The sequence below is a fragment of the Dactylosporangium aurantiacum genome, from assembly GCF_000716715.1.
Lineage (GTDB): Bacteria > Actinomycetota > Actinomycetes > Mycobacteriales > Micromonosporaceae > Dactylosporangium > Dactylosporangium aurantiacum.
Genome location: NZ_JNYJ01000004.1, coordinates 123,329 through 137,218, shown reverse-complemented (window position 1 = coordinate 137,218; position 13,890 = coordinate 123,329). Strand labels below are relative to the sequence as shown.

General features: G+C 73.7%; 8 protein-coding genes. 4 read left to right on the top strand and 4 right to left on the bottom strand.

Annotated elements, in window-relative coordinates; genetic code table 11:
- Nucleotides 1–42: 42 nt before the first annotated feature.
- Nucleotides 43–969 (bottom strand): glycosyltransferase family 2 protein, encoded by a 927-nt coding sequence (locus OP18_RS05330; RefSeq protein WP_033357593.1) that lies wholly within the window; start codon nt 967–969, stop codon nt 43–45.
- Nucleotides 966–1,889 carry a sulfotransferase gene (locus tag OP18_RS05325; RefSeq protein ID WP_033357592.1) on the bottom strand — a complete coding sequence of 308 codons (924 nt, stop codon included), beginning with the start codon at nt 1,887–1,889 and terminating at the stop codon, nt 966–968. The genes OP18_RS05330 and OP18_RS05325 overlap by 4 nt, the downstream gene beginning before the upstream one ends.
- Nucleotides 1,890–1,968: 79 nt before the next feature.
- Here OP18_RS05325 and OP18_RS05320 point away from each other — a divergent pair, with 79 nt between their 5' ends.
- Entirely contained in the window at nt 1,969–2,781 is an 813-nt protein-coding gene (locus tag OP18_RS05320; protein ID WP_033357591.1) for a WecB/TagA/CpsF family glycosyltransferase, read from the top strand.
- 259 nt (nt 2,782–3,040) lie between these two features.
- On the opposite strand, the gene OP18_RS56805 is transcribed toward OP18_RS05320, so the two are convergent.
- The gene (locus tag OP18_RS56805) at nt 3,041–3,178 is read right to left on the bottom strand and encodes a hypothetical protein (RefSeq protein WP_156089310.1); all 138 of its coding nucleotides are present in this window, start codon (nt 3,176–3,178) and stop codon (nt 3,041–3,043) included.
- A gap of 325 nt (nt 3,179–3,503) precedes the next feature.
- On the bottom strand, nt 3,504–7,094 hold the full coding sequence (mfd, locus tag OP18_RS05315; protein ID WP_033357590.1) for a transcription-repair coupling factor: 3,591 nt from the start codon (nt 7,092–7,094) through the stop codon (nt 3,504–3,506).
- Nucleotides 7,095–7,320: 226 nt separating this feature from the next.
- Here mfd and ppc point away from each other — a divergent pair, with 226 nt between their 5' ends.
- From ppc to OP18_RS05300, 3 genes are all read left to right on the top strand, one after another.
- Nucleotides 7,321–10,146 carry a phosphoenolpyruvate carboxylase gene (gene ppc / locus OP18_RS05310; protein WP_033357589.1) on the top strand — a complete coding sequence of 942 codons (2,826 nt, stop codon included), beginning with the start codon at nt 7,321–7,323 and terminating at the stop codon, nt 10,144–10,146.
- Nucleotides 10,147–10,243: 97 nt separating this feature from the next.
- Nucleotides 10,244–11,788 (top strand): adenylyl-sulfate kinase, encoded by a 1,545-nt coding sequence (gene cysC, locus OP18_RS05305; RefSeq protein ID WP_033357588.1) that lies wholly within the window; start codon nt 10,244–10,246, stop codon nt 11,786–11,788.
- A gap of 90 nt (nt 11,789–11,878) precedes the next feature.
- On the top strand, nt 11,879–13,744 hold the full coding sequence (locus OP18_RS05300) for a GNVR domain-containing protein (protein ID WP_052386258.1): 1,866 nt from the start codon (nt 11,879–11,881) through the stop codon (nt 13,742–13,744).
- Nucleotides 13,745–13,890: the final 146 nt, after the last annotated feature.

Below are 13,890 nucleotides of genomic sequence, written 5' to 3'. Positions count from 1 at the left end.
CCGCCAGAGGCCCCGCCGCACCGAGGTGTGGCGGGGCCTCACTCAGATGCCGTGCCCCCGGCGGTGCAGCGCGCCGAGCACGCTCTCCACCTTCACCACCCCGGTGACCGCGGCCAGCGCGATCGCCGCCCTCGGCTCGCGCCAGTTCGAGCGCATCGCCGCCTTGGTCCACAGCCACGCGTCGCGGCGGTTGCCCGAGGCGGCGGACCAGCAGGCGAGCTGGCCGTAGACGCGCCCCGCGCCGGTGCCGGAGCCGGCGATCTCCGGATGGCGGGTCATCATCCAGCGCAGCGACGCCATCTTGGTGGCGTACTCGTACGCGAACATCGACGTGCGCCCCCACAGCACGCGCACGAGCGGCTCGTCGACGTGGACGATCTCGCCGCGCTTGGCGGCGCGCAGCAGCAGGTCCCAGTCCTCGTTCTGGCTTCCCGGGGCGTCCTCGGCGACCAGGCCCATCTCGTCCTCGGCGAACACGAACCGGCGCACCAGGAACGTCGAGGAGTGCAGCATCGACATCCTGGAACGGACCAGGTCGTCGAGGCCGACCAGGGAGGCGCCGGCCAGCCGCGGGGTGAGCCGGTCGCCGAACTCGACCTCGATCGCCGCGGTGCAGAACTCCGCCTGCGGCCGCTGCTGCAGGGCGAGCACCTGGCGGCGCAGCTTGGTCGGCGTCCACGCGTCGTCGTCGTCGCAGAACGCGACCAGGTCCGTGTCCAGGGCGACGATGCCGGTGTTGCGGGCCCCGGCGAGGCCGGGCTTGCGCAGGTTCGGCAGCACGTCGAGCGGGCGGTCGCCGCCGCGGCACAGGCTCACGTCGGGATCGTGCTGGTCGAACACCACGATCGTGCGCACGGGCCCCGGATAGTCCTGCGCCACGATCCCTTCCACCGCCCTGGCGAGCAGTTCCGGCCTGTTCCGCGTCGGTACGACCACACCCACGCTGGGCCAGTGCCCCGCGGTGTTCATCGGGCACCCCGGTAGCCGTACATGCCGAGCAGGGGAGCGGTGAGGGCGCTGACGACCCGCCGCTGCCGCCCCGGCAGGGCCGTGCGCCACGCGTCGTCGCGGCGCAGCGGGACCGGGCCGACGGTGAACCGCATCGGGTTGCCGGCCGCGCTGTGGCAGGGGCCGAGCTGGGCGGTGCCGCCGCGCAGGAAGTCCATCCCGGGCGCCGGCAGGCCGGAGAACCCGGCGATCTCGGACAGCACCTGCTCGGGGGAGTCCAGCAGCGACTCGTACCGCACCCGCATCACCGGCACACCGCACCGGTCCAGCACCGACAGCGCCATGTTGTGCGCGTTCCACAGCAGTGCCGAGCGGCTGGGCGAGTACCGCGTCATCTCCTCGGCGCCGTCGGTCTCCGGCCGCTGTACCTTCTTCGTCCAGGAATACGCGACCCCCCGGCTGTCCCGGACCACGTGCACCACCCGCAGGTCGATGCTCGGGGCGAAGCGCAGGCAGTACGCCAGCGCCGCGTGCTTCGACGAGTCGACGAGCACCTCGGCCCCCGACACGACCGCCGCCGCCTCGTAGAGCCGGGCGTACCAGTCGGCGTACTCCTCGACGAGCAGCCGGTGCGACGCGCTCATCCGCACGCTGGCCAGCCGGGGGATGTGCCGGGTCCGCTCGACCGCGTGCCGCAGCGCGAGCACCCGCCACACGTCGACGTGCTGCCACCCGCCGAACGCCTTCTCCCCGACCGCCTGCCAGAAGTCGCAGGCCGAGAAGTGTGCCCCGCAGGCGCAGCGCTCGTCACCGGCGACGTCGCGCTCCCACAGGTGGACGACCTCGCCGAGCGGGCACACGCCGGGCAGCTCGCCGAGCAGGCGCTCCAGCAGGGTGGTCCCGCTGCGCCCGAGCCCGCCGAGGAACAGAACGCGTACCAACCGTCCTCCTTGGTCGTTTTGGTAGATATGTCAGCTGTGCTGGCATCTGTTACCTCTAACGACAAATTACGGATGAACGATGCTGCACACCAGAGCACGCTGGCGCCGGGTCCCTCTCGGCGGCCTCGCCGTCGACCCATTGACCGAGGCTGAGGTCGTCGCCCACGTACGCTCGGCCCTCGCCCGCGGTGAGGGCGGCTGGATCGTCACCCCGAACGTCGACATCCTCCGCCACGTCTCCCGCGACCCGCAGCTGCGCGCCCAGCTCCGCGAGGCCGACCTCGTCGTCGCCGACGGCACGCCCCTGGTCTGGGCCGCCCGCCTCGCCGGCTGGAACCTCCCCGCCCGCGTCGCCGGCTCCGACCTGATCTGGTCGCTGTCGCGCGCCCTCGCCACCGACGGCCACGGCGTCTTCGTCCTCGGCGGCGCCCCCGCCGCCGACGGCCCCGACGGCGCCTACCGCGCCGCCGCCGTCCTCGCCGACACCTGCCCCGGCCTGCGCATCGCCGGCTCGCTGTGCCCGCCGTTCGGCTTCGACGCCGACCCCGCCCAGCTCGAGTCGGTCTGCGCCGCCGTCATCGACGCCCGGCCCGAGATGGTGTACGTCGGCATCGGCTTCCCCCGCCAGGAGCACCTCATCCGCCGCCTGCGCGCCGCCCTGCCCGCCACCTGGTTCCTCGGCTGCGGCGCCGCGGTCAACTTCGTCGCCGGCGACATCCGCCGCGCCAACCCCGCGATGCAGAAGGCCGGCCTGGAATGGCTGGACCGCCTCGCCCGCGAACCCCGCCGCCTCGCCCGCCGCTACCTGCGCGAGGACGCCCCGTTCGCCGCCGCGCTGCTGGCCCGGTCGCTGCACCACCGCCTCACCCACCGCCCGGCCCACCGGGCCTGACCACCGCCCGCGCTCCGGAGCAGCCGGGTCGACGAAGGATCCGCGGCCAGAGGCGGAGCGGAGCCGGCGAGGCGGCACGCGGTGGCGAGCGGGCGCCGACGAACGACAACGGCGGGGACCGCGGCCAAACGCGGCGAACCGCCGGTGCTCAGAGGGGGTGAGGGGCGGCGAGCGGCGGCGCCTGTGAGCCGGTCGAGGGTGCGGTGGAGGGCTGACGTCGGCCGACCCCGCCACCGCGTCTTTGCGGACGGCGGAAAGGTCAGGCGGCCGGGACCGGGTCGCCGGGGACGGTCCTGGGCAGCTCGGCGGTGCTCCAGCCGGGCAGCTGGGTGTCGTGCACCGGCTCGCCGCCGATGCGGCGGGTCGCCGGGTCGGGTGGGGGAGGCCGTGCCGGCAAGGACGGCGGCGAAGCAGCGTCAGCGAGCCGGCCGAGCGTGCACTGGACCAGTCGCCGCGCGGTGGAGGGCGGACGTCCGACGGCCGGACCCCCGTGCCCGCGTGGACGGCCGACGTCCTGAGGCCGGACCCGCCACCACGCCCCGTGGACGGCCGACGTCCTGAGGCCGGACCCGCCACCACGCCCCGTAGGCGGCGGACGTCGGACGGGCCGACCGCCGCCGCGCGATGAGCGGCTGACGTCGGCTGGGCCCGCCGCCACGCCCGCGCCCCGCGAACGTCGGGCGGCCCGGCCCGCAGCCGCGCGCCCCCGAGGGCGGGGAAGGTCAGGCGGCCGGGACCGGGTCGCCGAGGACGGTCTTGAGCAGCTCGGCGGCCCAGTCGAGCAGCTGGGTGTCACGCATGGGCTCGCCGCCGACGCGGCGGGTCGAGGGGCGGGGCAGGGAGACCGTGTCGGCGGCCGCCTTGTAGACCGACTCCGGGTAGAGCCGCTTCAGGCGCATCTGCTTCGAGTCGGCCAGCTGCAGCGGGCCGAAGCGGACGTGCTTGCCCTGCAAGGAGACGTCGGTCAGGCCGTAGGCGCGGGCGAGGAAGCGGAACCGGGCCACCGCCAGCAGGTTGGCGACCGGCAGCGGCGGCTCGCCGTAGCGGTCCTTCATCTCCGCGACGATCTCGTCGAGGGCCGCGTCGTCCTTGGCGCCGGCGATCTTGCGGTAGATCTCCAGGCGCAGCCGCTCGGCGGAGATGTACTCCAGCGGCAGGTGCGCGTCGACCGGCAGGTCGATCTTGACGTCGGGCTCCTCCTCCTCGGGGCGCTCGCCCTTGAACTGCTGGACCGCCTCGCCCACCATGCGCACGTACAGGTCGAAGCCGACCCCCTCGATGTGGCCCGACTGCTCGCCGCCGAGCAGGTTGCCGGCGCCACGGATCTCGAGGTCCTTCATCGCGACATACATGCCGGCGCCGAGCTCCGTGTGCTGCGCGATGGTGGCCAGCCGCTCGTGCGCGTGCTCGGTCAGCGGCTTGTCCGGCGGGTAGAGGAAGTAGGCATACGCCCGCTCGCGGCCGCGGCCGACCCGCCCCCGGATCTGGTGCAGCTGGGACAGGCCGAGCAGGTCGGCGCGCTCGACGATGAGGGTGTTGGCGTTGGGGATGTCGATGCCGCTCTCCACGATCGTGGTGCAGACCAGGACGTCGAACTCCTTCTCCCAGAAGCCCACCATGATCTTCTCGAGGGCGTCCTCGGTCATCTGCCCGTGGGCGACCGCGATGCGCGCCTCGGGCACCAGCTCGCGCAGCTTGCGCGCGGCGCGCTCGATCGAGTCGACCCGGTTGTGCAGGTAGAAGACCTGGCCGTCGCGCAGCAGCTCGCGGTGGATGGCGGCGGAGACCTGCTTGTCGTCCTGCGCGCCGACGAACGTGAGGACCGGGTGCCGCTCCTCCGGCGGGGTCGCGATCGTCGACATCTCCCGGATGCCGGTGATCGCCATCTCCAGTGTGCGGGGGATCGGGGTGGCGGACATGGTCAGCACGTCGACGGAGGCCCGCAGCTGCTTCAGGAACTCCTTGTGCTCGACGCCGAAGCGCTGCTCCTCGTCGACGATGACCAGGCCGAGCTGCTTGAACCGGGTCGCGGTCTGCAGCAGCCGGTGGGTGCCGATGACGATGTCGACGCTGCCGTCGCTGGCCTTCTCCAGGGTCAGCTTCGTCTCGGTCGGGGTCTGGAAGCGCGACAGCTGCCGCACCTCGACCGGGAACTGCGACACCCGCTCGGAGAACGTGTTGAAGTGCTGCTGCGCGAGCAGCGTCGTCGGCACGAGCACGGCGACCTGCTTGCCGTCCTGGACGGCCTTGAACGCGGCCCGCACCGCGATCTCGGTCTTGCCGTAGCCGACGTCGCCGCAGATCAGCCGGTCCATCGGGGTCGGCTTCTCCATGTCGCCCTTGACCTCTTCGATCGCGGCGAGCTGGTCGGGCGTCTCCTGATACGGGAACGCGTCCTCCAGCTCCCGCTGCCACGGCGTGTCGGGGCCGAACGCGTGGCCCTGCGAATTCTGCCGCACCGCATAGAGCTGGATGAGCTGCGCGGCGATCTCCCGGACCGCCTTGCGCGCCCGCGACTTGGCCTTCTGCCACTCGGAGCCGCCCATCTTGTGCAGGGTGGGCGTCTCCCCGCCGACATAGCGCGACAGCTGGTCGAGCTGGTCGGTCGGCACGAAGAGCCGGTCGCCGGGCTGGCCGCGCTTGGTCGGCGCATACTCCAGGACCAGATACTCCCGGTCGGCGCCGTTGACCGTGCGCTGCACCATCTCGATGTAGCGGCCGATGCCGTGCTGCTCGTGCACCACGTAGTCGCCGGTGCGCAGCTCCAGGGGGTCGATCTGGTTGCGCCGCCGGCTCGGCATCTTGCGCATGTCCTTGGTGGACGCGCCGCGGCCGCCGGAGATGTCGGTGCCGGTGATGATCGCCAGGCGGGCACCCTCGTCGAGGTAGCCGTTGCCGAGCGAGCCGGTGGTGACGGTGACCACACCGGGGTCGGGGACCTCGGCGATCCCGTCGACCAGGGTGACGCCCAGGCCGGCGTCGCGCAGCACCTCGACGGCCCGCTGCGCGGGACCGGAGCCCTCGAAGACGAGCACCAGCCGCCACCCGTCGCCGGCGAGCCGCTTCAGGTCGTCGACGACCCGCGCGGTCTCGCCGTGGTACAGCGGCGCGGGCTGCGCGGGCAGGGCGATCGAGATCGCGTCGTCGGAGACGGTGACCTCGACCTCCTCGCCGAGCCGCCACGGCTCGTCCGCCCCGGCCGGGGACGCGGCGATGGAGAACGCGCTCAGCGACCACCACGGCAGGCCCAGCGACGCGGCCGCCGCCCGCACCTCCGACAGGCTCTTGAACGCGGCCGCGCCCAGGTCGATCGGCGCCTTCCCGCCGACCGCGGCGGCCGCCCAGCTCGCCTCCAGGAACTCCTCGCTGGTGCGCACCAGGTCGTGCGCGCGGGTGCGGATCCGCTCCGGGTCGCACAGCAGCACGTGCGTGCCGGCCGGCATCGTGTGCAGCACCAGCTCCAGCGAGTCGGTGCCGCCGAGCAGCGCCGGCGCCAGCGACTCCATGCCCTCCACGGGAATGCCCCCGGCGAGCTTGTCCAGCAGCTCCGCCAGCTGCGGGTGGTCGGTGGACAGGGCCGCGGCCCGGGCCCGGACCTCGTCGGTGAGCAGCAGCTCCCGGCACGGCGGTGCCCACAGCCGGTCGACCTTCTCGATGGTGCGCTGGTCGGCGACGGCGAAGGAGCGGATCTCCTCCACCTCGTCACCCCAGAACTCCACCCGCAGCGGGTGCTCCTCGGTCGGCGGGAACACGTCGAGGATCCCGCCGCGGACCGCGAACTCGCCGCGCTTGGTGACCAGGTCGACCCGCCCGTAGGCCAGCTGCGCCAGCCGGGTCACGAGCGCGTCGAGGTCGGCGGAGCCGCCGGGGCGCAGCTCGATCGGCTCCAGGTCGCCGAGGCCCTTGAGCTGCGGCTGGAGCACCGAACGGACCGGGGCGACGACGACCCGCGGCAGGCCGGCCTCGGGCGTCGGGTGGGCCAGGCGGCGCAGCACGGCGAGGCGCCGCCCGACGGTGTCGGAGCGCGGCGAGAGCCGCTCGTGCGGCAGCGTCTCCCAGGCCGGGTAGACCACGACGTCGGCCGGGTCGAGCAGGCAGCCGAGCGCGGCGGCGAGGTCCTCGGCCTCCCGCCCGGTGGCGGTGACCGCCAGCACGGGCCGCTCGGCGGCGACGACGGCGGTGACGAAGGTGCGCAGCGCCGGCGGCGCGGTCAGGTCGACCTGGTCGCTGTGGCCGCCCCGGGCCAGGTCGCGGGCACGGGCGAGCGCGGGGTCGGTGAGCGCGGCGGAGGTGAGACCGGCGAGCCTTGGCATCGGTGCAACCCAATCTGCACGGCAAACAACCCCGCGCCCAACATGGGCGGGGGTGTATCGAGCAGTCCCAGCCTATCCCCGAGGTCCGACAAAATCACCGAGGGTGAGCGGACGCCTGAACTTGAGACCTGACTCACCGGATGCCCACGGTGCGTGGCCACAGCCGATACGATGCCGGTGAAAACGGACAGCGCCGTCCCAGCCGACTCGCCCGGAGGGATCCAGCATGTCTGCAGAGGCACCCGCGTCCAGCGACGCCGACGCGGCGCTGCGCGCCGACATCCGCCGTCTCGGTTCACTGCTCGGGCAGAGTCTCGTGCGCCAGGACGGCCAGCAGCTGCTCGACCTCGTCGAAGAGGTCCGCGCGCTGGTGCGCACCGACCCCGAGGCCGCCGCCGAGCGCCTGACCGGCCTCGACGTGGTCGCCGGCACCCAGCTGGCCAGGGCGTTCTCCACGTATTTCCACCTGGCCAACATCACCGAGCAGGTCCACCGGGCCCGTGAGCTGCGCCGCATCCGCGTGCGCGAGGGCGGCTGGCTGGAGCGGGCCGCGAAGCTGATCGCCGACCGCGGCGTCGGGGTGAAGGAGATCGGCTCGATCGCCTCGAAGCTCGCGGTGCGGCCGGTGTTCACCGCCCACCCGACCGAGGCGGCCCGCCGCTCGATCCTGACGAAGCTGCGCGCCGTCGGCGACGAGCTGGACGCCGAGGCGGTCGCGACCGCGCTGGACGGCTCGCTGGAGCCGGACAAGACCCGCACCGCCCGCACCGACCGCCGCCTCGCCGAGCTGCTGGACCTGCTGTGGCAGACCGACGAGCTGCGGCTGGAGCGGCCCGAGCCGAGCGACGAGGCCCGCAACGCGGTCTACTACCTCGCCGACCTGGCCGGCGGCGCCGCCCCGCAGGTGCTCGACGACCTGTACGACACGCTGAAGGACCTCGGGGTGCAGCTGCCCCCGACCGCCCGCCCGCTGAGCTTCGGCTCGTGGATCGGCGGCGACCGCGACGGCAACCCGTTCGTCACCCCGGCGGTCACCCGCGACGTCCTGCTCATCCAGCACGAGTACGGCATCCGCGCCGCCGAGGGCGTCATCGACGGCCTCATCGACGAGATCTCGGTCTCCAAGCGCCTGCGCGGGGTGTCGCTGGACCTGTCCGCGAGCCTCGCCGCCGACCTGGACAACCTGCCGGAGCTGCCGGCCCGCTACCGGCGGGTCAACCTGGAGGAGTCCTACCGGCTGAAGCTGCGCTGCATCCGGCTCAAGCTGCAGCACACCCGCACGCGCCTGGCCACCGGCACGCCGCACAAGCCGGGCCGCGACTACCTCGGCACCGGCGAGCTCATCGCCGACCTGGAGCTGATGCGCGCGTCGCTGGCCCGCAACGGCGGCCAGCTCGCCGCGACCGGCAAGCTCGCCTCGGCGATCCGGACCCTGTCCGCGTTCGGCCTGCAGCTGGCCACTCTCGACGTGCGCGAGCACGCCGACGCCCACCACGAGGTCCTCGCGCAGCTCTACCGGCGCGTCGGCGAGGTCGACTACGCGCACCTGGACCGCGACTCGCGCCGCCAGCTGCTGATCGACGAGCTCAACGGCCGCCGGCCCCTCGCCACCCGCGACACCGGGCTGACCGACACCGCGCGCAAGACGTTCGACGTCTTCGCCGCGATCCGCGAGGTGCAGGAGCGCTTCGGCCCCGAGGTCGTGGAGACCTACATCATCTCGATGACCCAGGGCATCGACGACGTGCTGGCCGCGGTCGTGCTGGCCCGCGAGTGGGGCCTGGTCGAGGTGAGCGCCGGCGCCGGGTTCGGCGGCGCGTCGATGGAGTCCGCCCGGGCCAGGATCGGGTTCGCGCCGCTGCTGGAGCAGGCCCGCGAGCTGGAGATGGCCGGCGAGATGCTGGACGACCTGCTGTCGATCCCGGTGTACCGCGCGATCGTGCGCGCCCGCGGCGACGTGCAGGAGGTCATGCTCGGCTACTCGGACTCCAACAAGGACGCGGGCATCACCACGTCCCAGTGGATGATCCACAAGGCGCAGCGGCAGCTGCGTGACGTCGCCGCCCGGCACGGCGTACGGCTGCGGCTCTTCCACGGCCGCGGCGGCACCGTCGGCCGCGGTGGCGGCCCGACCCACGAGGCGATCCTGGCCCAGCCGTGGGGCACCCTCGACGGCGCGATCAAGGTCACCGAGCAGGGCGAGGTCATCTCCGACAAGTACACGCTGCCGGCCCTGGCCCGGGAGAACCTCGAGCTGACGCTGGCCGCCGTGCTGCAGAGCGCCCTGCTGCACACCGAGCCCCGGCAGCCCGCCGAGGCCCTGGCCCGCTGGGACGCGGCGATGGAGACGGTGTCCTCGGCCGCGTTCGCCAACTACCGCGCCCTGGTCGAGAACCCGGACCTGCCCGCGTACTTCTGGGCGGCGACCCCGACGGAGCTGCTCGGCGCGCTCAACATCGGCTCCCGCCCGGCGAAGCGGCCGAACGCCGACGCCGGCCTCGGCGGCCTGCGGGCGATCCCGTGGGTGTTCGGCTGGACGCAGTCGCGGCAGATCGTGCCCGGCTGGTTCGGCGTGGGCAGCGGCCTGGAGGCCGCCCGGGTCGCCGGCCTCGGCGACGTGCTGCGCGAGATGCACGAGAAGTGGCACTTCTTCGGCACGTTCCTGTCCAACGTCGAGATGATGCTGGCCAAGACCGACCTGGAGATCGCGTCGCGGTACGTCGACACGCTGGTGCCGCAGCCGCTGAAGCCGATCTTCGACGTGATCCGCGCCGAGTACGAGAAGACCGTCACCGAGGTCCTCGCGATCACGGGCGAGTCGAGCCTGCTGGAGCGCCAGCCGGTGCTGGACCGCACGCTGGGCGTCCGCGACAGCTACCTGCAGCCGCTGCACCACCTGCAGGTGTCGCTCCTCGCGCAGTACCGGGCCAGCAAGGTCGCCGACACCGGCGTCTGGGGCGGTGGGCGCCGGTCGTCGCCGGACCCGGCGCTGGAGCGGGCGCTGCTGACCACGGTCAACGGCATCGCCGCCGGCATGCGCAACACCGGCTGAGCGGGCACCCGAGCACCCCGGCGGGAGGCCGCCGGGGTGCTCGCGCAACCCCGGCGGGAAACCGCCGGCGAAAACTGACAGACTGTCACGCGTGTCTGTGAACGGTTGGGTTGCCGACGGTTGGACGTTGCCGGACGAGGTGCTGCGGGACGCACCGACCTACACCCCCAGGCCGTCGGAGATCGCCGACCTGGAGCTGCTGCTGTCGGGTGCGTACCGGCCGCTGACGGGTTTCCTCGGCCCGGCCGACCTGACCTCGCTGCGGCGCAACGGCCGGCTCGCCGACGGCACCGCCTGGCCGGTGCCGGTGACCCTGGAGGTGCCGCAGGCCGTCCTGCGGCAGCTCGACGTCGCCGACCCCGGCAAGCGGGTGCTGATCCTCGCGGACCTGGAGGGCGCCCCGATCGCCGCGCTGGACACCACCGAGGTGTATCCGACGCGGGAGGGCTTCGGCGGCGCCGCCGGCCGGGTCAAGCGTCTCGGCGACGGCGGTCACGGGGCGTTCCGCCGCATGCGCCGCACCCCGGCGGAGGTGCGCGGCACCCTGCCGCAGGGCCGGGTCCTCGGCGTCATCGCCGACCGGCCGCTGCACCGCCCGCAGCTGGCGCAGATCGCGCGGGCCGCCCGGACCCTCGCCGCGCACCTGCTCGTGCTGGTGCCGGTCGGCGCGCCCGGCGCCGACGGCCTCGCCCCGGAGGCCCTGGTGCGCTGCGTGCTCGCCGCCCGCGACCGGATGCCACCGTGCACGATCGTGGCGCTGCCGCTGCCGGACCAGGGCGGTGACGACATCCGCGCCGCGATGCTGCGCACCCGGGTCGCCGCCGCGTACGGCGTCACCCACCTGCTCGCCTCCAGCGACTCGATGCTGTCCGGCGGCGGGCTGCGCGTCCTGGTGCCGCGGGAGCTGGCCTACGACGGCCGGGACGGGCAGTGGCGCTCCCTCGACGACATCCCGCCGAAGCACCGCCGGCTGCCGCTGACGCCCGCCGAGATCGAGGACCACCTCGACCGGGGCACGATCCTGCCGGAGTGGCACACGCCGCCGGCGGTCGCCCGCGAGCTGGCCCGGGCCCGGCCGCCGCGCCGGCAGCGGGGCCTGGTGGTGTTCTTCACCGGCCTGTCCGGCTCCGGCAAGTCGACGATGGCGACCGGGGTCGCCGACGCGCTGCAGGAGTCGGGGGAGCGCACCGTCACCCTGCTCGACGGCGACATCGTGCGCCGCCACCTGTCGGCGGGCCTGACGTTCTCCGCCGCCGACCGCGACACCAACATCAAGCGGATCGGCTGGGTCGCCGCCGAGGTCGGCCGCCACGGAGGGGTGGCGATCTGCTGCCCGATCGCGCCCTACCACGAGGCGCGGGCCGCGGCGCGGGAGTTCGCCCGTAACGCCGGCGCCGGTTTCGTGTTGGTCCATGTGTCGACGCCCCTCGCGGAGTGCGAGCGGCGCGACCGCAAGGGGCTCTACGCGAAGGCGCGGGCAGGCCTGATCAAGGGCATGACCGGCATCGACGACCCGTACGAGACGCCGACCGACGCCGAGCTGACGATCGACACGACGGACCTGTCCTACGGCGAGGCGGTCACGACCGTGCTGCGCTACCTGGGCAACAACGGCTGGCTCGACCCCCGCCCGATACCCTGAACGGATAAAGCGGGCACATCAGCCCATTACGCCTAGCGTCCCGCGAGCGTTAGCCCCTGGAGAACCTGACGCCGAAGGGGCCGCCGCTTCATGGACGCCAACCGCCAGCTTTCCGCCGATACCGATTCACCGGGCGTCGACCTGCTCGGCATGGCCCGGCGCCATTGGTGGCTCGTGCTCCTCATGGTCGGCGCGGGTCTGCTCGGCGCCGGGCAGTTCACCGGCATGCAGCAGAAGGTGTACGAGTCCGCGACGTCGGTCCTGGTCTCGCCGCTGGGCAACGGGCAGGACGCGAACTCCACCAACGGCCGCACCAAGGGCGACATCAACCTCGACAACGAGGCGCAGCTGGTCACCTCGACGACGGTCGCCACCGACGCCCGTGACCTGATGCGCGCCGCCGAGCTGCCCGACGAGCTGGCCCGCCACGTGCGGGTCGAGGTGCCGCCGAATACCACCTTCCTCGTCATCACCTACTCCTCCGGCGACGCCCGCACCGCCCAGGCCGGCTCGCACGCGTTCGCCGAGGCGTACCTGCGCAACCGCGAGGAGAGCGCGAAGGCCGAGGTCGCCGGGCGGATCGCGATCCTCAACGACAAGCTCAACCAGCTCAACGCGAGCCTGCTGCAGATCAACAACCGGCTCGCCAACCTGCGCCCGACCGACCCCAACCGGCCCAACCTGGAGAGCCAGCGCAGCACGGCGACCTCGCAGATCAACACCCTCGCCGGGCAGCTCAACCAGCTGCTCACCACCACCATCAGCGCCGGCAAGATCATCCGTGACGCGGACCTGCCGTCCCGCCCGGTGAAGCCCAACAAGCTGCTCAACCTGGCCAGCGGCGCCATGGTGGGCCTGCTGCTCGGCGTCGGCGCGGCCCTGCTGCGCGAGCGGCTCGACCAGCGCGTACGCCGCCCCTCCGACCTGCCCCGCCGGGTCGACGTCGCGGTCCTCGCCGCCGTGCCCGGCCGGGTCAAGCCGCGCCTCGACGACGTGTTCGCGCCGTTCGGCGCCGGCGGCCGCATCTTCAACCGGCTCCGCAACGAGGTCCTCGCCAGCATCCCCGCGCCGCACGGCGCCGACGCCCGGGTCGCCCTCGCCGGGCAGGTGGTCGTCGTCGCCGGGGCCAGCCGCGGCGCCGCGTCGACCGTCGTGGCGGCCAATCTCGCCGCCGCGTTCGCCCGTACCGGCGCCGAAACGGTCCTCGTCTGCGCGCACCTGCCCGACAGCCTCGTCGACACCGCCAGCGTCAACCGGATGCTCGGCGTGCGCTCGGTGCCCGGCCTCTCCGACGTGCTCGCCGGCCGGTTCTCGCTGAGCAGCGCCACCCAGCGGGCGCCCCGGCACCCGAACCTCAGCGTCGTCACCACCGGCGGCACCGCCAGCGCCGGCGGGCTGCTGCAGTCGCAGGCGCTCCGCGACACCCTTGCCACGCTTCGGGAACGCGCCGCGTACGTGGTCGTCGAGGCGCCCTCGACGGCGACCAGCGCCGACGCGCAGAGCCTGGCCAGCCTCGCCGACGCGGCGATCGTCGCGGTCGAGCTGCGGCGCACCCGCAACACCGAGGTCGCCGACGCGGCCGACCAGCTGCGCCGGGTCGGCACCCCGCTGCTCGGTGCGGTGGTGCTGCCGCGCCTGGCCGCCCCGCGCGGCGAGGAGCGCGACGGCCAGGAGCCGGTGACCGTCGCCGACGACATGACCACGGTGCTGGAGAAGCTGCCGCCGAAGGAGGCCGAGGAGCCGGCCGCGCCGAAGCGGATCCGCACCGCTGCCGTGCCCCCGGCCGCCGGCACCGCGGCGAAGGCCGCCGCCGGCACCGCGGCGAAGGCCGCCGCCGGCACCGCCGCGAAGGTCGCCCAGGCGCCGGCCGTGCCGAAGCGGCAGACCCGCACGATCTCGGTGACCCGCGTCAACGTCGACACCGCCGGTGAGAACGGCGCAGACAAGCGCCGATGAGTGAGCTTGCGAGCGAATCATGTAGCAGGTTCGGGGCACGCCGACGCCGGAGCGCAGCGGAGGTGGCGGCGTGAGTGAGCTTGCGAGCGAATCATGTAGCAGGTTCGGGGCAGGCCGGCGCCGGAGCGCAGCGGAGGTGGCGGCGT

Bases quoted from the DNA above. Each gene is read 5' to 3' on its own strand.
- mfd (WP_033357590.1), bottom strand. From the start codon at position 7,094: ATGCCAAGGCTCGCCGGTCTCACCTCCGCCGCGCTCACCGACCCCGCG.
- ppc (WP_033357589.1), top strand. From the start codon at position 7,321: ATGTCTGCAGAGGCACCCGCGTCCAGCGACGCCGACGCGGCGCTGCGC.
- OP18_RS05320 (WP_033357591.1), top strand. From the start codon at position 1,969: ATGCTGCACACCAGAGCACGCTGGCGCCGGGTCCCTCTCGGCGGCCTC.
- OP18_RS05330 (WP_033357593.1), bottom strand. From the start codon at position 969: ATGAACACCGCGGGGCACTGGCCCAGCGTGGGTGTGGTCGTACCGACG.
- OP18_RS05300 (WP_052386258.1), top strand. From the start codon at position 11,879: ATGGACGCCAACCGCCAGCTTTCCGCCGATACCGATTCACCGGGCGTC.